Origin of the sequence: Arthrobacter sp. B2I5, from assembly GCF_030816735.1 — a bacterium.
Classification (GTDB): domain Bacteria; phylum Actinomycetota; class Actinomycetes; order Actinomycetales; family Micrococcaceae; genus Arthrobacter.
Genome location: NZ_JAUSYF010000001.1, coordinates 4,439,824 through 4,464,804, shown reverse-complemented (window position 1 = coordinate 4,464,804; position 24,981 = coordinate 4,439,824). Strand labels below are relative to the sequence as shown.

The window sequence follows — 24,981 nt, the reverse complement described above, 5'->3', positions numbered from 1 at the left end:
TCCGCCGTTTCGGCGGGCGGGGCAGTTTGTTTCGGGCACAACCGGCCGGTAACCGGGGCCCTCAGTAAGATCGCAGCATGACTGAGACCGGCCGCCCCAATTCCGTGACCCTCCGCTTCCTCGCCGCACCCACCGATGTGGGGCACAGCGGCTCGGTGGACGCGGGGACGGTGCTCGAATGGGTGGACAAGGCCGCCTATGCTGCGGCGGTGGGATGGGCCAAGTCCTACTGCGTCACCGCGTACGTGGGAAACATCCACTTCGCCGATCCCGTCAACAGCGGCGACATGGTGGAGGTGGAAGCCACCATCGTCTACACCGGCCGGTCCTCCATGCATATCCACACCGTGGTTTCCTCCGGCGACCCGAAGGGCGGCCCTGCCACCATGCGCAGCCAGTGCATGGTGATTTTCGTGGCCGTCGGCGAGGACGGCAAGCCCATCCCGGTTCAGCAATTCGAACCCGGCACGCCCGCTGAGATCGAACAACGGGACCACGCACTGGCCAGGATCAAGGTCCGGGAACAGATCGTTGAAGCCATGAACCGGCAGGAATATACCGACGCCGGCACTGCCGAACGCGTGACGTTGAGGTTCATGGCTGCCCCCACCGACGTGAACTGGGGCGGCAAGGTGCATGGCGGCATTGTCATGAAATGGATCGACGAGGCCGCGTACGTGTGTGCCTCACGCTACTGCGGGATGGATACCGTGGCGGTCTTCTCCGGCGGCGTGCGCTTCTACCGCCCGCTGCTGATTGGCCACGTGGTGGAAGTGGAGGCCCGGCTGGTTTACACCGGGACCAAGGGGATGCACATCGCCGTCCACGTCCGCTCGGGCGACCCGAAAGGCCGTGAACTGGCCCTCACCACGTACTGCCTCACCGTGATGGTGGCGCGCGACGACGAGGGCAACTCCGTGCCTGTTCCGGCCTGGGTCCCAGTCAGTGATGAAGACAAGCGGCTGCACGCCCACGCGCGCGAACTCCTGGAGATCCGGGGAACGGCGCCAGGCAACCGCCTGCCGAACCACCTGCTCACGCAGGGCTGACCTAGAAGCCTCCACCGCCGGTGTCGCCGGCCATATTGGCGAAGCGGGAATAGTGGCCCTGGAAGGCCACCACAATGTCCTTGGTGGGACCGTTACGGTGCTTGGCCACCAGGATGTCCGCTTCCCCGGCACGGGGTGATTCCTTGTCATAAACGTCCTCGCGGTGGAGCAGGATGACCATGTCGGCGTCCTGCTCGATGGAGCCGGACTCGCGGAGGTCAGAGACCATGGGCCGCTTGTCCTGCCGCTGTTCGGATCCACGGTTCAGCTGGGACAGGGCGATCACGGGGACCTGGAGTTCCTTGGCCAGCAGTTTGAGGGCACGCGAAAACTCGGAGACTTCCTGCTGGCGGGACTCCACCTTTTTTCCCGAGCTCATGAGCTGCAGGTAATCCAGGATGACCAGCTTGAGGTCGTGCTGCTGCTTCAGGCGGCGGCACTTGGCGCGGATTTCCATCAGGGACATATTGGGGCTGTCGTCAATGAACAAGGGGGCATCATTCATGCGGCCCATGGTGGTGGCGATCTTGGACCACTGCTCATCCTTGATGGTTCCCTTGCGGAGGTCCTGGAGGCCGATGGTGGCCTCGGCGGACAGCAGGCGCATGGCGATCTCGTTCCGGCCCATTTCCAGGGAGAACATCACGGTGGAGAGATTGTTCTTAATGGCCGCGGAGCGGGCAAAGTCCAGGGCGAACGTCGACTTACCGACGGCCGGGCGGGCTGCGATAACGATCATCTGGCCAGGGTGGAGCCCGTGGGTGAGCTCGTCCAGCTCGTAGAAGCCGGTGGGCACGCCCGTCATGCCCTCTCCGCGGTGGCCGGACGCCTCGATTTCGTCCACGGTGGACTCCATGACGTCCTTCAGCACCACGTAGTCCTCGGCAGTGCGGCGCTCGGCGACGGCGTAGACCTCCGCCTGCGCCTGGTTGACCAGGTCCTCCACCTCGCCGTCCGAGCCGTAGCCCAGCTGGACGATCTTGGTTCCGGCGTTTACCAGCCGGCGAAGGACTGCCCGTTCGGCCACGATCTCGGCGTAATAGCCGGCGTTGGCTGCAGTGGGGACGGTCTGGATCAGTTCGTGAAGGTAGGCAGGGCCGCCGATCCTGTTGATCTCCGCGCGCTTGGTGAGCTCATCGGACACGGTGACCGCGTCAGCGGGCTCCCCCCGGCCGTAGAGGTCGATGATGGCCTCATAGATGGTCTCGTGCGCCGGACGGTAGAAATCCTGCCCGCGGAGGATCTCAACGACGTCAGCAATGGCATCCTTGGACAGCATCATGCCGCCCAGGACCGATTGTTCGGCAGCAATATCCTGCGGGGGCTTCCGGCTTGCGTCCGATTCACGGGTTGTCTCGACAGGGTCCAGATGCGCGATTGACAAAGCTGCCGTCCTCCATTTGTGCCGGGCCTGGCGGCCTGGCGATCCATCCTGTTCGCGGCAGCCGACAACCGGCTCCGCCACCCGTCCAGGTCTACCCGCAGGCCCTGACAATCAAGCGCCGGGGTCCGGACGCCGGGCTCCGGCCGGAGTTATCCCCACTATCCACAGCTTTTCCACAGAGACGCGCAGGAGGCGGTCCGCCGGGGTCCAAACCATGGCAGGAACGCCCTTTTTGGGCTGGGGAGAACAGGTACCCCGCTACGCTAACCGCCGTGGCCCCAGCCGCAAAGCCAGCAGTCTGCACAAGCTGTGGATAACCTGTGCAGTACGGGGAATACCTTGTGCACAGCCTGTGGGGAACCTTGTGGATATTAAACTTTTTTCCTCCGACATACGGTGCTGACCTGCGGAAACGCTCACGCCAGCATGTGGAGTAAATATTTCTTCCAAGGAATTTCATCCACAGGTCCTGGTGGAGGTTGCCTTGGGGAAACGGGGCGGAAGGAGCGGGGCGGGAATGTTTTGCCGGGGACGCGTCGGTCCTCATATTCCCGGCCGGACGTTTGACGTGCCGCCATGGGGGCTGTATGCGAAGCAGTGAATATTGCTGTGGATAACTGCGATCTGGAATAAGCTCTACATATGGGCGATCTACTGCTGGTGCTGTTGCCGGCGATAGTTTTGGTGGCGCTTATGTGGGGCATTGCCACCGCCCTGCGGCCGCGCGATGCCGGGACGTCGGAGGCCGAAAAGTACCAGCGCGAACTCGCCGAGCGTTCTGCCCGGCACTATGCAGCCCAGGTCGAGGCGGCCACCGCGGCACGCGCACGGCTGGAGGCGGCCACCCGCCCAAGCCAAAACAGGCAGCAGTACATCCAACAGCAGGAACATGGCTGGGCGAATGGCCAGCCAGGCAACAACACCTGGCGAGGGCCAGGAAGTACATAGAACGGCTCATGAAATGGAATCGCTTGTGGTCCCGGTCCTTATCCTGCTCGCCGTGGTTGCGGGAGTCACGCTCGCTTACCGTGCCGCCCGCAGGCGTAAAGCAGTCCACGCCTCCTCCCAGACCCAGCCTGTTGCCACGCCGCAGGAACTGGCCCGGACCGCGGCGGCCCGGCTGTCCGAAGACGAACACCGGCGGCTGTATGCCTTGATCGCGCAGGGCCAGGCCATGGCCGCCATCAAGCTCTACTACGAGGTCACCGGAGAGGGGCTGAGGGCCTCGCGGGACGCCGTAGGAGCCCTGGCGGCGCACCCGCAGCCCTACCGGAGCCCGGAGCCGGCGCAGGCGCCCGAGGAGGACGACGACGAGCCACAGCGGTTTCCGTACCGCTACCGCGCGATCGCCAGCAAGGGGGACGTAATCCGCGAAGTGAGCAGCAACATGCTTAACGACGAGATCTACGGCAGGATCCGCACCCTGGCCCGCAGCGGTGACACCGAAGCGGCTGCCACTGCATTGACCAGGCACTCTGACATTTCCCTGAAGCAGGCCCGGGAGTTCATCGCGCTGCTGGACGACTAGTGACTCGCGGAAATGCCTGCCAGCAGCTGCTCAAACGGGAGGGACTCCAGCGGGGCGGGCTTCCGGCCGGGCTGCGGCCCGTCGAGCAACCGGGCGAGCTCACCGGCGGCCCGCTCGACCCGGTCGGCGAGTGACGCCCCGCCCTCTTCGGCGGTTCCCCAGTCCTGCGGTCCGGCAAAGACGCCGGTTGCAGCGATGCGCGTGCGGAGGTAGCTGAACAGCGGCCGCAGTGCGTAGTCCAGGACCATCTGGTGCCGGTCGGTGCCGCCTGTTGCACCCAGCAGTACCGCCTTGCCGTCCAGTGACTTCGGGTCAAGGACGTCCATGAAGGATTTGAAGAGGCCACTGTAGGAGGCGCTGAAGACCGGCGTTACGGCAATAATGCCTTCCGAGGCCTCCACCCCGGCAATGACCTCCGCCAGGCGTGGCGCAGCGTAGCCGGTGACAAAGTTGTTGGCGATGTCCACGGCCAGGTCCCGGAGTTCGACGACGTCCACGGCCACTTCGTAGCCACTTGCCCTGAGCTGCTGCTCGGCAGCTGACGAGAGCTGGTCAGCCAGCAACCGGCTGGATGATGGTACGCCCAGCCCTGCGGAAAGGACGGTGATACGGCGGGTTTCCATGGCGTTCTCCTGGTTCTCGTTCACTCAGCATATATGCATATGCATCTATACTGCTGAACTGCGGCAGGCATGGAAGTATTCCCGGACGCCAACTCGAGGCCACGGGATCAGATCAAAGCAGGACAGTTCCCCGGATGCAGGTGGTGGAATCACCACCCACCCAGATGTCCCCACCCTCAGCACTGACGTGGATGCGGCCGGAGCGGCCCAGGACGGTCCCCTGCGAGGCTACGTATTCCTCCGGTCCCCGCCGCTTCCAATGAGCCATTGGGCGGCACCAGCGTTGAAGCTGCCGGTGACCGGATCTTCCGCCATGGCATCACCGGGCAGGAAGGTGCGGACCTCGAAGTCGGCACCGGCGCCGGGCCCGTGGGGCCCGATGACACCGACCTTCAGGTCACCCATCGCCGCCGGATCCGGCTCAAGAGCCAGCACCTGAGCCGCTGACTCCAGCAGGACACCGATCCATTCGGGACCATTCACCAGCCAGGACGCGTCAACAATGGCGGAAACAGGCAGCCGCAGTGCCGCGGCCAGCTGCCCGCGCACAGCCGCATCCACCGGGCCGAAACGTGTCAGCGGCGGCGCCGCGAAAGCCAGCCTCCCGCCGTCGCGCTTTATCCGGACCAACCCGGCGGCGCACTCCTGCACCACGTGATCGTCGGATTGGGATACTCCCCCGGCCTGCAGCCAGGCATAGGCCGATCCCAGCGTGGGATGGCCTGCGAATGGGAACTCCTCGGTGCCGGTGAAAATTCGGACCCGGTAATCCGCGCGGGGATCCTCGGGGGGCAGGAGAAAACTGGTCTCCGAAAGGTTGGTCCAGTTGGCGAAATGCTGCATCGTTGCCGTATCCAGCCCCTGGGCATCGAGCACGACGGCGAGGGGGTTGCCGCGGTAGGCCTGGCTGGCAAAAACATCTACTTGGTGGAAGGGGCGGCTGCGCGGGGTCGGTTTCACCGGAGCAGGCTACCATCGGACAACGAAAGACCCCCGCCGCCGGAACCGGCAACGGGGGTCTTCTGATGCAGTTGAGGACTACTTTCCTGCAACCACGTCGAGTTCGATCACGGCAGCAACGTCAGCGTGGAGGCGGACGTTGGCCTGGTAGGAACCAACCGACTTGATGTGGGCCGGCAGTTCAACCTTGCGCTTGTCGATCTTGCCGAGGCCAGCGGCCTCAACAGCGTCGGCAACGTCGCCCTGCTTGACGGTGCCGAACAGGCGGCCGGACTCGCCGGCCTTGACGACCAGCTTGACCGGCTTTGCGGACAGTGCAGCGGCCTGCTTCTGAGCATCTTCCAGGGAAGCGTGCTCGCGGGCGGCGCGGGCAGCCTTGATGGATTCAACCTGCTTCTCGCCACCCTTCGACCAGGTCAGGGCGAAGTTGCGGGGCAGCAGGTAGTTACGTGCGTAACCATCCTTGACCTCGACAACATCGCCAGCAGCACCGAGACCGGTTACTTCGTGGGTCAGAATGAGCTTTGCCATGTTAGTTAATCCCTTCCTTAGCCGCGGCCAGCGCCGGAGTAAGGCAGCAGAGCAACTTCGCGGGCGTTCTTGATTGCCTGGGCGATCTTGCGCTGTTCCTGCACCGTGACGCCAGTGACGCGACGGGCGCGGATCTTTCCGCGGTCGGAGATGAACTTGCGCAGCAATGCTACGTCCTTGTAGTCGATGACAGTGATGTCAGCGGCCTTCAAGGGGTTGGACTTTGGTTTGGGCTTACGGAGTTCAGCCTTAGCCATCGTGGAGCTCCTATTCTAGGGAGCCCGTGGATATTGATCCACGGGATGGTGGTGGTCCGACGACGGCAGTACCTTGGGTGCCTTTCGGCACCCCGGCAGCCCCGCGCCGGGCCGTTGTTTGGGTTTTAGAAGGGAGGTTCGGAATCGGGGCCGTTGCCCCAGCCACCTGCATTGGAGACTCCGGGCGTAGCCCAGGGATCGTCCTGTGCAGCCTGCTGGTTGCCGCCACCCCAGCCTCCGCCGGCGTTGCCGCCCTGGTTTCCACCAGAGTTGCCGCCGCCGAAGCCACCGCCGCTGTTGCCGCCGCCGAAGCCGCCCCCACCCTGTCCGCCGGAGCGCTGGGTGCGGTTGACCTTGGCGTTGGCGTAGCGCAGGCTGGGGCCGATCTCGTCGACCTCAAGCTCGATAACGGTGCGCTTTTCGCCTTCTTTTGTTTCGTAGGAACGGCTCTTCAGGCGGCCGGTAACGATGACGCGCATGCCCTTGGTCAGGGATTCGGCAACGTTCTCGGCTGCTTCACGCCACACAGCGGCGCGGAGGAACAGGGTCTCCCCGTCCTTCCACTCGTTCGACTGGCGATCAAAGGTGCGGGGGGTGGAAGCGATGGTGAAGTTCGCTACTGCTGAACCGGACGGTGTGAACCGCAATTCCGGGTCATTGGTGAGGTTACCGATGACCGTAATGGTGGTCTCGCCTGCCATCTACTGCCTCCTTGTTCGATCCTGGGTGAAGAGTGCGTTTCCTGCGGGGTAAAGAATGAAGCCAGGTGCTGAATTACTCAGCAACAACCTTCTGCTCTTCGGGGCGGGTGATCTTGGTGCGCATGATGGTCTCGTTAAGAGACAGCTGGCGGTCAAGTTCCTTGGCGGTTTCCGGCTTGGCGGTGAAGTTCACCACGGCGTAGATGCCTTCGGACTTCTTCTTGATGTCGTAGGCCAGACGGCGACGGCCCCAGATGTCAACCTTTTCGATGGTTCCACCATCGTTGGTGATGACGTTCAGGAACTTCTGAAGCGACGGCTCAACGGTACGCTCTTCGACCTCGGGGTCGATGATTACCATCAATTCGTAAGGACGCATATGTGAACCCACCTCCTTTGGGCTAAGCGGTTACGGCATTTCCGTAACAGGAGGTTCATTTGCGATTCCGTGCAATGCCTTGCCCCGGAACGGTGGCAGGACGCAGCACAGACTTCAATATCCTAGTGCATTTGGACCCGATAGGCGATTCGCGCTTGACTCAAGGCTAGTGGCGTGGTGCAGCGCGCGCAGTCCGGGCCATGGGCTATGTGGAAAACTCGCGGCCCCTGTCCGACCGGGTGCACATGATTTGCGCGACCAACTCCCGCAACTCCCTAGCCGTTCCGGCCCCCAAAGACCCTATTGCCCCACCCGGAGACCGGGGACTACGTTGTCCCTAAATCTCGACATTTGCCTGAAAATGTCCGGCACAAGCTGGGGATGCCAAGGGAAGACTTCATAAACCTGTGCCCGAAGGACCTTAACATGCCCAGAGCTAAAACACCTGCCCTCCTTGCTCAATCACTCGCCCTGGCAGTCGCCTTGTTACTAAGCCTCGTCGCTGGAATCAACAGCGCCCGGGCCGCGGAGAATTACGGCTTTCAGAGCATCAGTTATTCAGGGGTGGTCAACCCCCCCACCTCCGACAAACCGCAAAGCAAGCTGTGGTGGAATGACGGTTCCTGGTGGGCGGATATGTGGGTCACAGGAAGCGGTTGGCATATTTTTAAACTCGACCGGACCTCCAAGACCTGGGTTGACACTGGAATCCTCAATGACAGCCGCAGCAATACCCTTGCGGACAGTCTGTGGGACGGGAGCAAGTTGTACATCGCCTCACATGTTGTGACGGTTTCTGGAGACTCAAGTACCAAGCCTTCGCTGGCCGGGCAGCCAGCCAAGCTGTACAGGTACAGCTATTCGGCTGGCAAGTACACCTTGGACGCGGGTTTCCCCACCACCATCACAAGTAACAGCAGCGAATCGATGACCATCGCCAAGGATTCAACCGGGGCCATCTGGGCTTCCTGGACCCAGGTTTCCGGCAGCTCTACGACCGGCTACACCAGCAGCGTCTACGCCAATGCCTCCGCTCCTGGAGGGACGAGTTGGGGAACACCCTTTGTCCTTCCCGTAGCAGATCCTAGTCCGGCACCTGATGACATCTCCGCTGTGGTGGCATACGGAACCAATAAGATCGGCGTGATGTGGAGCGACCACAATTCGAATGCCGTCTACTGGGCAACACGCACCGACGGCACCTCACCCACCGCTGCCTCCTCCTGGAACTTCCAACCAGCAGTCCAAGGCAAGGGACAGGCCGATGACCACCTCAACATCAAGTCCCTACAGGCGGACCCTACTGGGCGGGTCTATGCGGCCGTCAAGACGAGCCTGAATGACACCTCATCCGACAAGACCCTCCCGGAGCTGCAGTTGTTGGTGTTCCGGCCGGGCACGGGTTCTTTTACCCGATCAACCATCGCCACTATCGCAGACTGTGTCACCCGTCCCCAGATTCTGCTGGACACGGCCAACAGCCTTGTCAGGGCCTTTTATACGGGCCCATCCACCTCCGTATCGGGGTGCGCGTATTCAGGCATTCCCGGGAGTATTTATGAAAAGACTGCCTCTATGGATAGTCCCGTCTTCGCAAGCGGCCGTGGAACGCCGGTTATCCAGGACGGGGCGTCTCCCAACATGAACGATGTCACCACCACCAAACAAAGCGTCAACGCGACGACGGGTGTGGTGGTCATGGCCAGCAACAATGTCACGAAACGGTACTGGTACTCGGACCGACCCCTCGGAACTGCCCCATCGCCGAGCCCGAGCCCGACGCCCACACCCACGCCCACACCCACACCCACACCCACACCCACAGGAAGTATCACAGTGGTGGGAACAGCCAGCAGCTACTCCGGCACGGCATCCACCATTACGCTGCCCAAACCCTCGGGCACAGCAGCAGGCGACGTCCTGATCGCATCGTTTACTGCAGACCTGAACCCCGCGATCAGCTCAGTGCCCGCCGGATGGACACCAATTGTGAACGGACTTAGGGTCTGGACCGGTGCTCAGGTGTTCGCTTACTACCACGTTGTGGGTTCGAGCGATGGCACCTCCTACTCCTGGACCACCAACCCGGCAGTGAAGTGGGGCGGGGGAATCACCGCCTATCGAGGGGTCAGCACGACCAGTCCACTGGACAGTAACGTAGCCACCCAGGTGTCCGCCGGCACCAGCATCACAGTGCCGAGCGTTACCACAACCAGCAGTGGCGCCCTCCTCATCGGAGGAGTCGGATATGACAGTTCAACGCCCGCAGTCGAACCTCCTGCAGGTTGGGCCGAACGTTGGGAGGCCGCAGGCGGCCAAATCACCGAAGAGGCTGACGAACTCCAGTCCTCGGCGGGCCCCAGCGGCGCCAGCACCTGGACCTTCTCGGCCAGCAAGTCCGCAGGGGCCTGGCAGGCTGCACTGAAGCCGGCGGCCTAACCAGGCATACCGGCGAAGAGGGTGTGCCTGGCGGTGACCAGGCACACCCTGCAGGTACCCGCAGTATCCACATTTGTGACCCCAGGCGTCCACAGCCACTCTGGTCATATCAACCACCGTAGCTACAGCCGTCATAGCGTTGCTTCACGCCATTTCGTCAAGCAGCGACACCAGGCAACCGCCGGAAAAGGGGCATTCATGGCAGCAGAAGTGGTCACAAGCAAAGACCCGGCCGTTTCAGGCGCCGTTGCCGAAGCTGCCTATCCGGCGCTTCAACCGACAGGAGGGATCGAAGTCTTGAGTATTCAGGAGATAGGCGGCAGCGATGAAAAGGCTGCCGGCATGGGATTGAGGGACTACGTACGGGTAGCCCGCACGTACTGGAAGTCCATCACCGCCATAACCCTTGCCGTCGGACTCGCTGTCATGGCGTGGAGTGCGCTGCAGCCTAGGGTGTACGCCGCGGAGGCTTCGGCAGTTGTACTTGCCGTCGGGACCGACAACGTCAGCACTCTGTTGCAGGGCGACACCTTGTCGAAGGCAAGGGCCAAGAACTACAAGTCATTGGCCGAATCCCGCTTGGTGGCCGACAATGTCCGCAATTCCCTGGCATTGACCCAGACAAGTGATGACCTCCTCAAGGCCGTTGCCGTGACGGTTCCGCTCGAGTCGGCTGAAATCTTCATCAAGGCCGAGTCGTCCGACCCCCTCACTGCCCAGAAAGTTGCGGATGCGTGGGTCGCTGAGCTGTCCAAGCAAGTCAGGGACAGGGAGGCTACGGCGGCGTCAGGACAGCCAACCTCCCCCGCCATTCCCCGTCTTTCCCTGATTCCGCTGGACGCAGCTGCTGTTCCCACCCAGCCAGTCTCGCCCGGGGTGACGTTGACCACCATCTTCGGACTGGCCGGGGGACTTCTTCTGGGGTATGCCTCCGCACTCCTCCGCAACCACTTGGACCGCCGGCTGCGCACCGCTGACGACGTCGAACGCCTCTCGTCCCTACCCGTGATCGCGGCCCTTCCTGTTGAAAGCAACCTCAAAGCAGAGAACAAGGTCAACGGAGGAACTTCAGCGTTGCCGGGTGGATCCGGTCAAAGTCCCGCCTTCGCTGAATCGCTCCGCGAGCTCCGCACTAACCTCACGTTCCTGGACGTTGACAACCCTCCTCGGATCATCGTGATTTCGAGCTCAGTGAGCGGGGAAGGGAAGTCGACGGTTGCAGCGAATTTAGCCGCCACCATGGCCGCAGCAGGGGAAAAAGTAGTGGTTGTCGATGGAGACTTGAGGCATCCAAGCCTGGCCAAGATCTACCATGTAGTTCCTGGTGTTGGGGTTACGGATATTTTGACTGGGAGAGCTGAACTGGATGATGTCCTTCAGCAGCGCGGTGACTTGCCGAATCTCTCGATTCTTGGCGCAGGCCGTATCCCGCCAAACCCAAGCGAACTACTGAGCTCACAGGCCATGAAGCATTTGATTAAGTCGCTGGCGGAAAGAGGCACCGTCATTATCGATGCGCCTCCCCTGCTGCCTGTGACCGACGCCGTACTTCTTAGCCACATCGCCGATGGCGCAATCGTCGTTGTCCGCGCCGGCCGGACCACCACGGACCAGCTGCGAAAGGCGCTTGGGAATCTTCGGAAGGTCAATGCAAGTGTCCTGGGAACACTTATCAATGGTCTTCCAGCAAAGGAGTTTGACGGATATTCGTACTACACTCCGGAACCGGAGCCCAGCCGCACCCCTGTACATCGTGACCCCATAAAAGCTCCCACTGAAGCCAGAACAGCCCAACGCCCGGCTGCCAGCCCGCTGGCAAGCAATGGAAAAGCACGGAGAAGCGTCCCCTCATCGTAGGCGCTACTCCCGTTCCCACCCGTATGGCTGCTTTCCCGCCCGGCCCGCGCTGAGCGTGCGGGCACTGGTTTTATGCTCTTAGAGGAGAACGAATGTCCAAGTCTGTGGTTGTCATTGGCACACGCGGCTACCCAAGTTACTACGGCGGTTTTGAGACTGCGGTTAGGCACCTTGCTCCGTTCCTCGCCGACAACGGCTGGGATGTGAACGTCTACTGCCGGGCAGGTCAAACGAAGGACGACGACGAGGCACGCGACTGTCGGGTGAGGACCACAAGAACGTGGGGGCTTGAGAGTAAGTCCCTGAGCACTCTCTCATTTGGGTTAACCTCGGTTCTACATTCGCTGGTGCATAAACCCAAGGTTGCCTTGGTGATGAACGTCGCGAACGGTTTCTTCCTCCCGCTGCTGAGGCTGCGCGGAATACCGAGTGTTGTGAACGTTGACGGCATCGAATGGGAACGTGCCAAGTGGAACCGCACCGCCAAATTCGTCTTCAAACTTGGGGCCCGGTTGACAGCCCGGTACGGCACAATCCTGGTAAGTGACTCCCTTGAGATCCAGCGACGGTGGAGGGAAGAATTCGGCCGCGACAGTGTTTTCATTCCCTATGGCGGACGCATACCCGCTCCGAGTGAAGTGGTGCCAGGGTATCAGCATGATGGTTATGTGCTCATGGTCGCCCGGTTCGTTCCCGAAAACACGATTTCTGAATTCTTTGAAGCGGCGGAGCTCATTGCCGAGCAGCACAGGGTAGTGATCGTGGGATCCACGGGGTATGGCGGCGAACTTGATGATGCTGCCCGCAGGCTAAGTGAGCATCCAAATGTGGACTGGCTCGGCCACCTCAGCGACGACAAAAAGCTCCTGTCACTATGGCAGCATGCCGGCGCTTACTTCCATGGTCACAGTGTTGGAGGAACAAATCCTGCCTTGGTTCAGGCAATGGCGTGCGGTGCGCCGGTTGTAGCTCGCAACACCCCCTACAACGCCGAAGTCCTCGGGTCAGACGAGTATCTGGTGCCCCCGGAACCATTGGCGATCAAAAGGGCGCTGGAACGAATGCTGAAGGACGACGACGAGCGGGCAAAGGTGAGGGAGGCCAACAGGAAAAGGGCAGCCTCCCAGTACGACTGGACGGACGTATGCACTCGGTACGAACTCGCCCTGCAGGAGGCTATCGGCGAAGAAAAGACAACAGAGGGGCAGGGGGCGGACACGCATGACATCCACGGTGCGGGCAATTTCCGGGCAACCCTTCACTAGCGGCCGCGCGCGGATCGTCGTAGTCAACCCACTTGGCGTGGCTCTTGACCATTACACTGCAGCCCTTTGCGGTCACCTGCAGGACGCCGGCGTGGAGACGGAATTGATTTCTATAGTAGAACCGTCGCAATCAGGAAAGGGACGGCTACGCTGGCTTCTTTCCTATTCCCAGGCGCTCCTTTCGGCGCGGCGCCTGGCGCGCGGAAGCTCTGGGCCCAGTGGAGTCCTTCTAACCTGGCCTGTACTCGGCTTCCTGGACTTCCTTACTGTCAAACTCACCTGCGGCAACTCCGGGAGCATCGTTTACCATGATCCGCGACCGCTCGTGCGATCCATTGGCAGCAACACCATGACCGCGAGGCTGTCAGGACTCCTCAGGAGGCGGCCGCCCGCTCTGGTGCACAGCAAGGAGGCAGCAGAGGCCATGAGCGAGTTGGGCTTGGCTTCCGGTTTGACCTTGTTGCCACATCCAATGCTTCCAGTGGTTGATGCCGTACAAGAGCAGGCCGGGGGCAACGGCGGCGGAAGAAGGCCGAATATTCGTGTGCTCGGTCAATATAAGCCGGACCGGGACGTGGCGCTGCTTGAGGAATTAGCCTCCAGGTTGAGGTCTAACTGCAACCTTGAAATCGTCGGTCGGGGCTGGCCGAACGTCAAAGGTTGGACGGTTGATGCCCGTTTCGTCTCTGAAGACGAGCTTGATGGCCTGATTTCAAGGAGTGACGCCATTATCATCCCCTATAAGCGCTTCTACCAGAGCGGCATCGCTATCCGAGCCCTGGAACAGGCCGTACCCATTGTTGGTCGCGCAGGCACCAGCCTCCGCGACCTATACGGACCGGATTCCAGGCTCCTGGTCACGGAATCAGGCGAACAGCGCGACACCCCAATTGACGGCTGGCTGAGCGCCATTGATTATGCGCTCCGCCAGGGAAGAACCGAAGCAGCCCTCGCCGGCAAACTCTTCCATGAGGATGCGTCCAAGGGCTGGGCTGATCTGTGCCGGAATTGGCTTTCTCCAAGCAACAGAAAATAGGCCGCTATACCAGTAGGAGCCCACCTGGCTTTTGGCCGCGCTCTGGGCTTGGCATCCTCAATGCGGGTCTCTTGATGACATCCGGGCGGCTTGCTTTCATTCAGGCGGGCCTACATGCTGCGCGCGGTGTGCACGGGTGGACCCCGGCCCAGGAGGCGGTGTCCGCCGCCATCGGGATATGCCCGGGCTTCTCGATGTCCACGTGAACGAGGTCTCCGGCGTTGTGGTGTTCATAGCGGTGCGCACCGGTGTGCGGTTCGGGCTCAGCCGTGGCCGTGAGGAAAGATCAGCCATACCGTCTTCACCATAGGCGCGGTGCCGGTCTACCCACTTCTTACCCGTGGCGGGCGAGCACTGGAAACGCTGTGCGGCACGGTGCAACGTCCAGCCCTAGCCCTGCTCAATGACCAAACGGGGCGAGCTTTCCCCTGGCCTGGGAATACACCTGGCGAGGCCCTGCATACATTTCGCCTTAGTCCCGTTTGTCACCAGGCTGAAATAAGGTCTGGTGGGACAACACCGCTGGCATCGCCCTAAGACTACGCTGCAGGTGCCTCCAACGTGTGGGGTCCTGATCCAGCCACTCTTGCCAAGGAATCAGCGGCTGGCCGTTCAGCGGCACTTGTGTTGTGCAGGCGCTGACCGGCAGTGATCGCCAAGGCGACCAAGAGCCACGTTATCGGGAAGAAAACCGCATTCGAAAAAAGACTGCTGATCAGGCAGAAAGTCAGTAGCTGCCCCGGGATTGTCCGGAGCCGAATCAGTGCAAGCGCGATCAGGAATGTAATGAGTGGGATCGCGAACCAGGCGCCGTCAACCCACATGCCCAGTATCCAGTTACTGGCGACGTTGTTTTGTGAGTCGCCGACCGCATCGATTTGTCCCCACGCACCTACCCGCCCAGCTGCACTGATGCCATGTCCGTATACCGGTACAGAATCGGCCAAAGTCATCAATGAATCGTTTTGCCTGATCCGTGCCTGGCCCGATATGTCGTCCTCCTGAACGGTGCCTATCATGGTCGAAATCCGCCTGACCAGGTCCTCCTGGAGTTGCGGAACTGCCGTGAGCGCGATCATTGATGCCAGGACTGCAGCGCTAACAGCGGCCAGGCGTCCTTTCCGGGGACCCTTCAGCCTGGGGGCACGCGCATGTGTTCCCCTGTGGACGACCGCGGCGCACAAGACCAATAGAAGGGTTCCCACCATGGCAACCCATGACGCACGGGCCATTGCCAACACCAGCACCATGAAATTTGTCAGACTGAAAAGTACCTTCGCCGCCCTTGGAAGCGACAAGCGCCAACTCAGGATGACTCCGACGCCGGCGTACATGCCCAACCAGTCAGGCTCCGGGTAGATGCCGGTGGGACGACCGACAGCGCTGATCTGTAAGTGCCAAAGATCACTGGGCACCAGCTTAAAGACCTGCAACAAGCCCACAGCACTGCCGATGGTTGAAACGACGAGAAGGCCCCACAGCATGGCCTTTGCATCCTCCCGGCTGGATCGCAACACCACAATGGCGGCGGACCCAACAAGACCAAGTAATTGCAGTGCGAGGGTTGGACTGTTGACGAGATCTCCGAGGAGCGCTGTGGACGCGAACAAAACCGCGGCGATGCCAAGCGGTGCCAGGAACTTTGCAGAATTCCTGTTGCCAGCGCCCTGGGGAACGCACAGCCAGATCACCGCAAGGATTGTGAAAGCGTGGATGCGGAAGATCTGCACCCCGACCAGCCCGGCAGAAGCGCCGAGCAGGAATGAAAGTGCAGACCGGCGGTCAGGGTGCGTTAGGACTGCCACCAGGGAAAGTATGGCTGCGGCACTACCAAGTCCGAGATAAAGGTTCTCCACGCGCAGATCATCTCCGGCTGCTAAGGCAAGTAGCTTCTTGCTTGTTTTCCACGTTATTCCGACTTTCCGAGGGTCTATAGGTCTCCGTCAGGAGTATGTGGATAGCCGCAGTAAGAACAGGGGACGACGGTGTTTCCACCTGGGGCGGCAGCACAGCGCCGAGGCTAACGTTTCTGCTGGGCCACATTGATGGCATCCCGCCAGAACGAGACGAAAGGTACGGCGGCCTGCCGGACTGACTGCTCCTTTTGGAGCTCCCCAATCTCGCTTTCGAGGCGTTCAAGTTCCGACTGGTCCCTGATGACGCGGTAAGCCGCATGCGCCAGCGCGTGGACGTCGTTGGGAACTGCGACAAGTCCGCCCGCTGTGGATGCTTCACCCAAGGTTTCGGAATTGAAACCCAGCACGGGGGTGCCATATGCGAAAGCCCGCGAGACCACACCGGACGCCGGCAGCATTTTTCCATAGAACCGGCTCGTCTTGTCGTATGGCAACAGGATCGCCCTCACCGACTCGAAGAAGGCATCTTCTTCACGGTCCTCAACGGCGCCGAGAATGGTAACTCCGGGGACCGCCGAAAGTTTCTCGGTTCCACGTCCCGCAACGACTACACCCACCTCTGGCGGAAGTGCCCGGCGGAGTTCCACAAGTCGTTCGAATCCTTTGCCTTTGGCTGCGTGGCCATACAGTCCAACTGCGAGCGGCCGGTCAAAAGCTGGTTTTAGAGCGGCGCGGGACGGGATAAAGTGGCGGGCACGAAGTGCGGGGCAGGCCGGGAATGCCTCCCGCAGGGCCTGCACGCCGACTTCTGTAAGTGCGAGCAAAGTGGCCTTCCTTAGCGCCCATCGCTCGAGGCGCTTGCTTAGTGGGCGAAGCGGAAGGTGGATCCCGTGGTGGAGCCACTTTCTCATTGCCACGAAGTTGACCCGGAAGGGCCACCAAACCGCCCAGGGGGGGTCATGAACGGTTGCTGAAATAATCACCTGACGAGTGCAGCCGGCCAGCAGCCAAAAGGGGGCAAGCGATGCTGCGGACAACTCGAAGTGGACAACAACCGGTCCCCGGCGTACTGCTTCCCTTATTGCCGTTGCCAACTGTGCCCGGTGACCAAGCAGCTCAAAGACACCCACGTCCCCAGGGCCGCCAGTCCTGATCTCACGGAAGGAAGAAAAGGAAGGTACTATCGCGGCAAATAGCTCTTGTGTGTAGTCTCCGACACCGCCCGAATTTACACTTGGCGCGACAAGTATGAGGGATGCCCGAACCAGCAGGGAATCTGCTGTGGCCTTTTCTTCTGATTTACTCATGTCGCTCCATGCTCCAGATTGAAGTTGCTGCGGGGGAGTGCTGCTGCCTTTACTCCACGTTCATGCGGATTGATGCCTCTTCCGGCGAAGCAGGACCAGCAGCTCGTCGTGCAATGACGTAAAGCAGAACCGCAGAATGAAGTACACCGCGGCGACAGCGGTTGCCACCACCAGTCCGGCAGTTGGCAGGCCGCCGAGATAGGGGAGGAGGAAGATGCCCATTCCCGTAATTGCCACAATGAGGCTGCAGGCCAGTGCAGGGAAAATTGCCTGCAGCAAAGCTTTTGGGGCTATCCCCAGCACTTTCGCAGCCACCGCCTGCATGCCGAAGGCGAAAAGGACTGCCGTCGCCATTTGGGCAACAGCAACGCCGATGATTCCCCACTGTGAACCAAATAGCAGGACGGGCACCAGCACAGCCAGCCGAATGCTTGAAAAAGCAATTGAAATGCCAGGCCTGCCAATCGCTTTATACACGTCGTTTGCTCCGGCTCCCAGCGAACGCGCCGCAGCATACAGCGACAGGAAGACGAGCGGAACAACCGAATCACTCCACTTCGATCCGAAAACCAACGGGACGACCACAGGCGCCAGTACAGCCAATCCAACACCCGCTGTCATTCCATAGAGAGCCTGAATCCGAACGCCCCTCAGGTAACCATCACGCAGTCGTCCGCGCTGGTCTTGAACCTGCGTGTAAAGGGGAAACAAGACGGTGGAAAGGACGAAAAAAACGTTGATGATGAGTGCCTCTGGGAGCCGGAATGCCAGCGTGTAGTAACCGAGAGCCTGTGCCCCGAGAACCACTGCAATGATGAGATAGTCCACATCAAAGATCAGTCGTGCGAGCAAGTTGCTGCCGGCTACTGGAACTCCGAACTTGAGGGTAGCTCGAATGGCATCCTGGGCCACGCGCCAAATCTGCCAAGGCGCTGATTGGCGGACGAGGAACCAGCAAGCGATGGCGTATGCGACCGATCCGGATGCCGTTCCCGCTGCCAGGGAGAAGGCTCCATAACCAGCAAAGGCAAGAACGAGGCTGACGGTACCGGTGGTTAAAGCACGCAGTACCGGCGCGACGGCCAACTTCTTGAACTGAAGGTCACGCCTCAGCAGTGCTTCCGGCACCGCACCGAGGGCCGTGGCGAGCAGTGCAATGGCGAGGACCCTGACCAAGGGTGCAACCTCGGGCAACTGGAACAGTTCTCCGATCCACGGCGCTGCCAGGATGGCCAAACCGGTAAGCAATGCGCCGAGGACCACTGAGACCAGGAGCGCCGAGCGGGCTGTTATTGGGGAAGCAGGGAGATATACCAGGGCCTGCGCCACACCAGCATCTGCAATAGTCTCAATGTAGGCCATAAGGACCAGCGCTGCCGCCACCAGGCCGTATTCTTCGGGCGACAGGAGACGCGCAAGCACGATTGTTGTGATGAGCACTATCCCCTTGCCGGAGACAAGCGCAATACCTTGCCAAACGGCCCCCCTGAAGCCAACCCTGGCCAGTCCATCAGCAACATTGGTCATGTCCTAAGAACCCTTCCTGTGGCTGCCATTACAGGCCCTGCGGCGTCCAGTCGGTGACCGTATGCCGCCACAACCAAAAATCGCGGTCAGAAGTGACTGCCGCCTGCAAGTGTCCGGATTTCCCTGCATTTGTTTCCTGGCCTGCCAGCCTGTATGCCATTGTGGCCGTGGATCTCGCCCAGGTCGCAATGACCAGATAAGGGAGCAATTCCGGGTTGACGTCGCGCCGCCGCAGGTGCTTCATGACGGGAGCAACTGCCCAGCCATTTGGACAGAATGCGTTGTCAAAGGCGCGAACTTGAAGCTGGCGGGACGACAGCGCCTTTTCCTGGGACTGACCGATGTATTGAAGATAGAAAACCAGGTCGTGGGCCGGCAGGCCGTCCATTCGCGAGCGCTCCCAGTCAACCACCTGCAGCCGGCCATTCCGATGTAGGAAAAGGTTCTGGTAGCTGAGGTCTCCGTGTTCAACAACCGCCGGAAGCTCCTCCTCACGCAGCGGTGCGAGCGCCTGATGAGTTCGGTCAATGAGCTCCGCAACTCCGGTGTCTGCCGGCACCAGCAAGGCGAGGTCCTCCAAGGGACGGGCGATTGTCCGCTCATACCAGTCCCGGTTCTCTGCAACCTGCTTCGTGCAGGGCAGGGCAGCCACGAATTCCTCACCCGCATGAAGGGCCCGGGCAAAGTTTTCCACGACAAGGTGCGGTTCCAACAGACTGCCCTTCACTGCTGTTTCAATCAGCACTGTTTGCTCGGCGACGTCAAGTACTCCAACGACCTCCGGCGCCCCTTGTTCGGAACCGACACCCAGCTCTTTGAGTTGGAGCAACACGTGGGCTTCCCTGCGCAGGCTGGCATTGTCTCCCGGCTGGCGGGGAATCTTCACCACCAGGCTGGGTTCCTTGGCACCCTCGGCAAAGACCAGCGCTACCACGTGCCGGGACGTGACAAACTGCGGCGTAAGCAACAGAGTGCTCCAGCCGGGTTGAATACCAAAGGACCCAAGTTCCAATTCACGGAAGTGGTCGCGGAGGATATGGTCTATATATTTCACTTGGTCTCTTCCCCGCCGGTTTCTCCCGTTCGCCGCCCGACCACCATTCCTGCAGGGGCGACAGTATTGAACAGACCCAGTCGCAGCGCCAGTCTCGCAACAGGGGCTTTTGCTCTACCAAACCGTGCACCCGAATAGTGGGAAATAGTGTCTTTGACAGCAGCTTCAGAATCAGTAGGAACAACCCGCTCTGGATGTTCGAGTGTAGGAACGAGCCAATAGACGGCCACATCATCGAAGCCGCAGCGCTCCAAGACCCTTTTCCAACCACGGAGGGTACGCGGGCCAGACCTTACGAAGATTTGCGGGTGTATCTGTAGGCACATCCAGCCGCCGGCACGGAGGGACCCAACACCCTTCTCGAGTAGTTGCCGGTTTGGCAGCGAGAGCAGGACCAGGTCAAATTCAGCCTGCTGGCCGGTCCGTCCATCCATCGCTATGTGGCTCGCGCTGGGGTCCAGCAGGCCAATAGCCTTGGCGGCGTCCGGGCTCATGCTGCCTCCATAGCCCACCCTGCCCGGCTGTGCGACGGGAAGCAGGAACCGCCAGTCGAGCAACGTCCACAAATGCAGCGCGAGTGGACCTGAATCCCCGGGCACCTCCGTCTGATCCGCTGCGGCCATGCGCCACAATAACCGTGAAGCATCGCGCCGGACCTGAATAACTGGCTGGCTGGCATCAACAATGCAGGCCGACGGGAGTTCGGCTGCGAGTCTAAGATAGGCGGCCCGCCACTCTTCCAATTTCTGCGGACTGTGTTCTCCCTTCCGGCGGAACATCAGTTCCCCTGGCGCGTCGAGGACAAGCACAAGATTGGGCGTGGGCTGCAGTTTCAGGGCGAATGCATCTGTCAATGCACCCAAACGGCTTTTGCTCCGCGCGTCAGCCAGCAAGGTGTCTTCGGCAAGTCTGTCCATGAGCACCACGCGGCCGCGCAGGGACGCGTACCGGGCGGTAAGTCCCCCGCGGAGTATGCGGAAGACCTTCCTGACCAGCACAGCGCCGGGAATTCTTTGGATCAAGGGATCATGTGGGCTTCCCGCCCATAAGCCCATATAGACGTAAGCCGAGGGCAGTGGACAGTGCGTGCGCAGACTATCGAGCAAAGTGGTTTTGCCGGCTCCATCCGGAGCGAGGACTCCGATCACCGGTCCCCGCCCCGTGAGGCGCGGTCCTATGCGTCGAAGGACCCGGTTGGTTAGCGAAATTATCCTGGGCGACGATGTGTACTTTTCCCAGTTCCGCGACAAGGCAGTTGCCGCCCCCGGCACCTGATGGAAACTTCCGGAACGCAACATGTCCAAAAGGCTTTCCGCTTTCCCCTGGCCGAACTTGCGGTCCAGGAAAGTAGCCACCGGATCGGACGCTGTGGCCACGGCACCTGCGGCACGGGCGGCGGCTATTCTCTGCGATGCAATTTGTCTCTTATCCAGCACCAAATGCAAAATCTGCAACCACGCCTGGTCGTGAGGTTCCGGTAGCCAGAGTGGCCCATGGGCTACCCGGCGTCTCAAGCAGCCGGCAGCAAGGCCCGTCCGCATCTCCTGGAATTGCCCAAAAGCGATATCCGAAACAATGTCCAGCTTTATCCAAAGATCTTCATCAGCAATGTAGCGGAAATAAAAACGGTGGCTGCCATGCCCATGTGCCGTTACCCGCAGGAATCCGGCAGCTTCAAGAATTTGGTCCAATCGTGGCAGTAACCTTCGGGACACAAGCAGGTCCACATCACCGGCCGGACGCAGCAGATCACTTTCGCCTCTCAGCAGGAGCCACGGATAACCCGTATTCTCCAAAACATAGAATGCAGATGCCAGTTCTGGGTTTATTCTTGATTCACGCTCCCGGCCATCACCGAGCCCGCCTGCCACGCTTGAATAGGCATTCGAATCGGGAAGCTGAGGAATAATCGACAATTCACTTACCCCTTAATGACAAGTCGTTTCAGCGTCGCGGTTTGCACCAGAAAGGGAGTGCATACTCCCGGTTTGGTGGTCAACACCAGCACCGCACCAGCGGCTTTCTGGCGGTCAGGCGAGCTTACGCCGCGGTAGCGACGGCATCACGAGTAGTGAGTACTCGCTTTTATGCCCCCCGGACCCTCGGGCTACGTAAGTATGGGGGTAAGCCAGGCCGCGTCCACGGTTAGGTAGGGGATGATGGTTCAGCGCCCGTTAGGTAGGTAGGGAGCGAGCCGACCATCTTGATGAAAACAAGGGGCGATCTTGATGAAATCTAAACGAATGTTCTATGGCGTTGCCCTCGGAAACACGGCTATATTCGCCTTTACGGCTGGGTACCGCGCCGAAGGTGATAAGCCGCCGGCAAACCGCCTCCAACGATTATTCACATATTCGGAGGAGGCGCAGTAAGTTCTGTAACTACTAACAGCGAAAGAATGCGGGTCTCCTTCTTCGAGAATTGGGGACCTATGTCACTGGCAGGACGAAACAGAGAGTTGGACAGGCTCCTTTCCGTGATCAGAGGGCCCAAAGATACCGCCCTTGCCCTTGTCGGAGTCCATGGAATTGGCAAGTCAGCACTGCTTTCCGAAATTCCACAGCTTTCTGACCACAGGACCATCTACCTCAGTGCCAGCGCCTTCGAGTCCTCCTGGTCCATGTCCGGACTTACAGCCCTCCTCAATGCCATGGATGACCCTGTCCTCAACGGAATTGCGGATGAGCTACTCCGCGATACGGCTGGAGCCCTGGACGTGCCGGCAATTTCCGCCATGTTTCTCCATGGGCTCCATCAGCGCTCCTCTTCCAGGACGGTCATCGTCATAGACGATGCTGACCAATTGGATCCGAGCAGTCAGGCAGTGATTGGCTTTCTTGCACGGCGCCTCGCGGGGACCGATATCGCATTGTTTGTTGGCCTGCGGGAGGAAACCACTGACAGCCCGTTTTCCGGCCTGCCTGCCCTGAGTCTTCAACCGCTCAGCTTCAGCGATACTGTGAAGATGCTCGAGGCGTTCCCTGCCGGCCAGGGTACGCCCGCTGCTGCCCATGCTGTTGCCGCAGCCAGCCGTGGAAACCCACTCGCCGCCGTCGAACTTTACAAGCAACTCCTGGAGCGCCAGTCGGAGGGCAAGTTAGCCCTCCCCGTTCCCTTCCCCTGCAGGGGCAGCTTCGAGGCTGAATTCGCTTTGGCTGTTGGAGGGCTCACAGCAGCTGCCCGCAACGTCCTGGATCTCTTGTCCCTTTCATTTCGAAGCGACATATCAACGATTGAGAAATTGAATGCCGATGTTTGGTCGGCATTGGAGGAACTGCTGAGCCGCGGGATAGTGCGAAGGACCGGTCCTCACATCAGCATTCGCGACCAACTGCTTCGCGGGTACATCTTCGGAGCCATGACGCCTGCCATCCGCACCGCCAGTCATCGGGCCCTCGCGGAAGCTTCGGAATCAACAGACCCTTACTCCCGCAGGTGGCATCTCAGCTTTACCGCATTGGAACGGCAAACACCCTTCGGATTGCTTCGCCACGCGGTAGACCTGATCAGGTTGGGGGAGGTTCCCTTCGCTATCGAATACGTTGAACGTGCATTGAGCATCAACCCATGGGAGGGGGAAACTGCTGCCCGCCTTGCCACCGTGGCCGAGCTTCTGATTAACCGCGGCGAGTTCGTTTTTGCCAAGCGCTACCTGGAGTGGGCTCAGCGGGTAACCCGAAATCCCGCCCTCATCCTGCGTTTAACGGGACTCTTATTCGAAATCGGCTTCATCCAGGGTGCAGCCATCCGCTCGGTCATGGTCTTGCGCCTCGTGAAGGAGTTTGGCCAGCATGATCCTTCCTTTGCGGCCACTTTGCTCGCCATCGCTGCCACCTACTATGCGGAGCGCTGGGAGCTGGCGGACGCCAGGGACGTTCTGGGCCGCGTACAGGAATTCAAGGACTCTGCTTCCGCTGAATGCCTTGAAATTACCCAACGGGCAAAGCTCCTGACGGAGTGCATTGGCGGAGAGTCGGAGCCTCTTGGCCGCAAGCTTAGCCCGGACGGAGACAACACCATTGCGGGTCTGCTGATTCAGGGCCGCGCCCTCAGCTACGCCGAACGGCACAGCGAAGCGCATGAGATCTTCGCGAGGGTGCGGTCTGCCGCTGCGGGCGCAAGCTGTAATTGGGGTGAAACAGCCCTGTTCCTCTCGGCAGACAACGAAATCAGGGCTGGCAACGTGAGGACAGCCGTCAAGCTGATTGACGAACTCGAAGTGCGCGAACCCGCGGTTAACTACCATCGCGGGATGCGCCATGTCCTGCGCGCCTGGCGGGCCCACGCACTCGGGGATGAGCAACTGGCTCAAGCCTCCGCGAAAGAAGCGCAGCGCCACGCCGGTGTTGAAAGCCATGCTGCCATAACTGCACAGCTTGCCGCCTGGCAAGGCCATTTTGCGTTACTCAGGGGGGACCTTGCTGAAGCGTTGGCCCAACTCTCCCGGGCAGCGGAAATAGGCTTGCGCTTCAATAATCCGGCCCTGCTCCGGTGCGACACGGATCTTGTTGAGGTCCTCATTCGACTGGGCCGGCATCGCGAGGCTACCCAAGCCCTTGCAAACCTGGAAAGCCGGTCCGTGGGGCTTCGCTCCCCGTGGTTGATGGCGGCGGTGGCGCGCAGCCGGGCGATGCTGGCGGACGGTGAGCAATCCCTGCAGTTATTCGCCCTGGCACTTGAGAACCGAAATCGGCAGGAGTCTCTGCTTGAGCGCGGCAGGACAATGCTGTGCTACGCGGAAAGGCTGAAGGCACTGGGCAGGTTGCGCGATGCCCGGGACGAGATGATGCGTGCGAAGGTCGTTTTCGACGAAATTGGGGCCAACGCATGGCTGCAGCAAGTGGATGCCCTACTTCTTGACGAGAGGGTAGAGACACCCGGCGAAATGGGCAACGCTGCCCTACTTCTGCTTGCCGATCATGAACGCGTCCTGGCCAACATGGTTGCCAGGGGAATGCGCAACAAGGAAATTGCGGCAACGCTGTTCGTTTCAGTCCGAACTGTGGAAGTGCGCCTTACCGGCATCTATCGCAAGCTCGGAGTCGAGTCGAGGGCCCAGCTGACCGCACTTGCAGCGGGGAAAACCAAATCGGTCTCGGAGCCTTACGTCCTGCCGGTTCTGTAGGGTTCTCCGGTTCCTTTGCAGTTCCCCGCATTTTCCACAACATCACTTGGCAGGACCCACAAGGAACCTGCCAAAACCCGACGCCTGCTGCTCTCCCCAGCTA

The 24,981-nt window shown here is 60.6% G+C and carries 19 protein-coding genes and 2 pseudogenes; 8 read left to right on the top strand and 13 right to left on the bottom strand.

Going from position 1 to position 24,981, the window contains the following annotated elements:
- Nucleotides 1-77 precede the first annotated feature (77 nt).
- On the top strand, nucleotides 78-1,049 hold the full coding sequence (locus tag QFZ60_RS20760; protein WP_307092924.1) for an acyl-CoA thioesterase: 972 nt from the start codon (nucleotides 78-80) through the stop codon (nucleotides 1,047-1,049).
- Between the two features lies 1 nt (nucleotide 1,050).
- Here the strand turns inward: QFZ60_RS20760 and dnaB are convergent, their stop codons facing one another.
- Entirely contained in the window at nucleotides 1,051-2,433 is a 1,383-nt protein-coding gene (gene dnaB, locus QFZ60_RS20755) for a replicative DNA helicase (RefSeq protein ID WP_307092923.1), read from the bottom strand.
- A gap of 642 nt (nucleotides 2,434-3,075) precedes the next feature.
- Between dnaB and QFZ60_RS20750 the strand changes: the two genes are divergently transcribed.
- Nucleotides 3,076-3,381 carry a hypothetical protein gene (locus QFZ60_RS20750; RefSeq protein WP_142118564.1) on the top strand — a complete coding sequence of 102 codons (306 nt, stop codon included), beginning with the start codon at nucleotides 3,076-3,078 and terminating at the stop codon, nucleotides 3,379-3,381.
- 13 nt (nucleotides 3,382-3,394) lie between these two features.
- Nucleotides 3,395-3,961 (top strand): hypothetical protein, encoded by a 567-nt coding sequence (locus QFZ60_RS20745; protein WP_307092921.1) that lies wholly within the window; start codon nucleotides 3,395-3,397, stop codon nucleotides 3,959-3,961.
- Here QFZ60_RS20745 and QFZ60_RS20740 read toward each other — a convergent pair.
- The 6 genes and pseudogenes from QFZ60_RS20740 to rpsF form a co-directional block, all read right to left on the bottom strand.
- Nucleotides 3,958-4,584, bottom strand: a complete 627-nt coding sequence (locus tag QFZ60_RS20740; protein ID WP_307093415.1) for an FMN reductase — start codon at nucleotides 4,582-4,584, stop codon at nucleotides 3,958-3,960. The two genes, QFZ60_RS20745 and QFZ60_RS20740, sit on opposite strands and share 4 nt — an antisense overlap.
- A gap of 112 nt (nucleotides 4,585-4,696) precedes the next feature.
- Nucleotides 4,697-5,544: pseudogene (locus QFZ60_RS20735) on the bottom strand (PhzF family phenazine biosynthesis protein).
- A gap of 78 nt (nucleotides 5,545-5,622) precedes the next feature.
- Nucleotides 5,623-6,075: a 50S ribosomal protein L9 gene (gene rplI / locus QFZ60_RS20730; protein WP_018769834.1), complete on the bottom strand. Its 453-nt coding sequence runs from the start codon at nucleotides 6,073-6,075 to the stop codon at nucleotides 5,623-5,625.
- A gap of 17 nt (nucleotides 6,076-6,092) precedes the next feature.
- Nucleotides 6,093-6,332 (bottom strand): 30S ribosomal protein S18, encoded by a 240-nt coding sequence (gene rpsR, locus QFZ60_RS20725; RefSeq protein WP_003800144.1) that lies wholly within the window; start codon nucleotides 6,330-6,332, stop codon nucleotides 6,093-6,095.
- 125 nt (nucleotides 6,333-6,457) lie between these two features.
- Nucleotides 6,458-7,033 carry a single-stranded DNA-binding protein gene (locus tag QFZ60_RS20720; protein ID WP_056335900.1) on the bottom strand — a complete coding sequence of 192 codons (576 nt, stop codon included), beginning with the start codon at nucleotides 7,031-7,033 and terminating at the stop codon, nucleotides 6,458-6,460.
- 73 nt (nucleotides 7,034-7,106) lie between these two features.
- Nucleotides 7,107-7,412, bottom strand: a complete 306-nt coding sequence (gene rpsF, locus QFZ60_RS20715) for a 30S ribosomal protein S6 (RefSeq protein WP_015939036.1) — start codon at nucleotides 7,410-7,412, stop codon at nucleotides 7,107-7,109.
- A gap of 786 nt (nucleotides 7,413-8,198) precedes the next feature.
- Here rpsF and QFZ60_RS20710 point away from each other — a divergent pair.
- The 4 genes from QFZ60_RS20710 to QFZ60_RS20695 all read left to right on the top strand — a co-directional run bounded on the left by QFZ60_RS20710 (nucleotide 8,199) and on the right by QFZ60_RS20695 (nucleotide 14,009).
- Nucleotides 8,199-9,851, top strand: a complete 1,653-nt coding sequence (locus tag QFZ60_RS20710; protein WP_307092918.1) for a hypothetical protein — start codon at nucleotides 8,199-8,201, stop codon at nucleotides 9,849-9,851.
- Between the two features lie 75 nt (nucleotides 9,852-9,926).
- On the top strand, nucleotides 9,927-11,708 hold the full coding sequence (locus tag QFZ60_RS20705; protein WP_307092917.1) for a polysaccharide biosynthesis tyrosine autokinase: 1,782 nt from the start codon (nucleotides 9,927-9,929) through the stop codon (nucleotides 11,706-11,708).
- A 92-nt stretch (nucleotides 11,709-11,800) separates the two neighbouring features.
- On the top strand, nucleotides 11,801-12,973 hold the full coding sequence (locus QFZ60_RS20700; protein WP_307092915.1) for a glycosyltransferase: 1,173 nt from the start codon (nucleotides 11,801-11,803) through the stop codon (nucleotides 12,971-12,973).
- Between the two features lie 424 nt (nucleotides 12,974-13,397).
- Nucleotides 13,398-14,009 (top strand): hypothetical protein, encoded by a 612-nt coding sequence (locus QFZ60_RS20695; RefSeq protein ID WP_307092913.1) that lies wholly within the window; start codon nucleotides 13,398-13,400, stop codon nucleotides 14,007-14,009.
- A 143-nt stretch (nucleotides 14,010-14,152) separates the two neighbouring features.
- Here the strand turns inward: QFZ60_RS20695 and QFZ60_RS20690 are convergent.
- From QFZ60_RS20690 to QFZ60_RS20665, 6 genes and pseudogenes are all read right to left on the bottom strand, one after another.
- Nucleotides 14,153-14,475, bottom strand: a pseudogene (locus QFZ60_RS20690) (leucine zipper domain-containing protein); the annotation flags it as partial.
- A gap of 73 nt (nucleotides 14,476-14,548) precedes the next feature.
- Nucleotides 14,549-15,865: an O-antigen ligase family protein gene (locus tag QFZ60_RS20685; RefSeq protein ID WP_307092911.1), complete on the bottom strand. Its 1,317-nt coding sequence runs from the start codon at nucleotides 15,863-15,865 to the stop codon at nucleotides 14,549-14,551.
- Nucleotides 15,866-16,029: 164 nt separating this feature from the next.
- Nucleotides 16,030-17,172, bottom strand: a complete 1,143-nt coding sequence (locus tag QFZ60_RS20680; protein ID WP_307092910.1) for a glycosyltransferase — start codon at nucleotides 17,170-17,172, stop codon at nucleotides 16,030-16,032.
- Nucleotides 17,173-17,232: 60 nt separating this feature from the next.
- Nucleotides 17,233-18,699 (bottom strand): lipopolysaccharide biosynthesis protein, encoded by a 1,467-nt coding sequence (locus tag QFZ60_RS20675; protein WP_307092909.1) that lies wholly within the window; start codon nucleotides 18,697-18,699, stop codon nucleotides 17,233-17,235.
- A 28-nt stretch (nucleotides 18,700-18,727) separates the two neighbouring features.
- A complete protein-coding gene (locus QFZ60_RS20670; RefSeq protein WP_307092907.1) occupies nucleotides 18,728-19,753 on the bottom strand; it encodes an aminoglycoside phosphotransferase family protein in 1,026 nt (341 codons plus the stop codon).
- Nucleotides 19,750-21,669, bottom strand: coding sequence for a hypothetical protein (locus QFZ60_RS20665; protein ID WP_307092906.1), 1,920 nt, complete (start codon nucleotides 21,667-21,669; stop codon nucleotides 19,750-19,752). Before QFZ60_RS20665 ends, QFZ60_RS20670 begins: the two co-directional genes overlap by 4 nt.
- Nucleotides 21,670-22,151: 482 nt before the next feature.
- Here QFZ60_RS20665 and QFZ60_RS20660 point away from each other — a divergent pair, with 482 nt between their 5' ends.
- On the top strand, nucleotides 22,152-24,878 hold the full coding sequence (locus tag QFZ60_RS20660) for a LuxR family transcriptional regulator (RefSeq protein ID WP_307092904.1): 2,727 nt from the start codon (nucleotides 22,152-22,154) through the stop codon (nucleotides 24,876-24,878).
- Nucleotides 24,879-24,981: the final 103 nt, after the last annotated feature.

Excerpts from the sequence above, each read along its gene's own strand:
- QFZ60_RS20760 (WP_307092924.1), top strand. The coding sequence starts at position 78 with ATGACTGAGACCGGCCGCCCCAATTCCGTGACCCTCCGCTTCCTCGCC.
- QFZ60_RS20750 (WP_142118564.1), top strand. The coding sequence starts at position 3,076 with ATGGGCGATCTACTGCTGGTGCTGTTGCCGGCGATAGTTTTGGTGGCG.
- QFZ60_RS20745 (WP_307092921.1), top strand. The coding sequence starts at position 3,395 with ATGGAATCGCTTGTGGTCCCGGTCCTTATCCTGCTCGCCGTGGTTGCG.
- QFZ60_RS20740 (WP_307093415.1), bottom strand. The coding sequence starts at position 4,584 with ATGGAAACCCGCCGTATCACCGTCCTTTCCGCAGGGCTGGGCGTACCA.
- rplI (WP_018769834.1), bottom strand. The coding sequence starts at position 6,075 with ATGGCAAAGCTCATTCTGACCCACGAAGTAACCGGTCTCGGTGCTGCT.
- rpsR (WP_003800144.1), bottom strand. The coding sequence starts at position 6,332 with ATGGCTAAGGCTGAACTCCGTAAGCCCAAACCAAAGTCCAACCCCTTG.
- QFZ60_RS20720 (WP_056335900.1), bottom strand. The coding sequence starts at position 7,033 with ATGGCAGGCGAGACCACCATTACGGTCATCGGTAACCTCACCAATGAC.
- rpsF (WP_015939036.1), bottom strand. The coding sequence starts at position 7,412 with ATGCGTCCTTACGAATTGATGGTAATCATCGACCCCGAGGTCGAAGAG.
- QFZ60_RS20700 (WP_307092915.1), top strand. The coding sequence starts at position 11,801 with ATGTCCAAGTCTGTGGTTGTCATTGGCACACGCGGCTACCCAAGTTAC.
- QFZ60_RS20695 (WP_307092913.1), top strand. The coding sequence starts at position 13,398 with ATGAGCGAGTTGGGCTTGGCTTCCGGTTTGACCTTGTTGCCACATCCA.
- QFZ60_RS20680 (WP_307092910.1), bottom strand. The coding sequence starts at position 17,172 with ATGAGTAAATCAGAAGAAAAGGCCACAGCAGATTCCCTGCTGGTTCGG.
- QFZ60_RS20675 (WP_307092909.1), bottom strand. The coding sequence starts at position 18,699 with ATGACCAATGTTGCTGATGGACTGGCCAGGGTTGGCTTCAGGGGGGCC.
- QFZ60_RS20660 (WP_307092904.1), top strand. The coding sequence starts at position 22,152 with ATGCGGGTCTCCTTCTTCGAGAATTGGGGACCTATGTCACTGGCAGGA.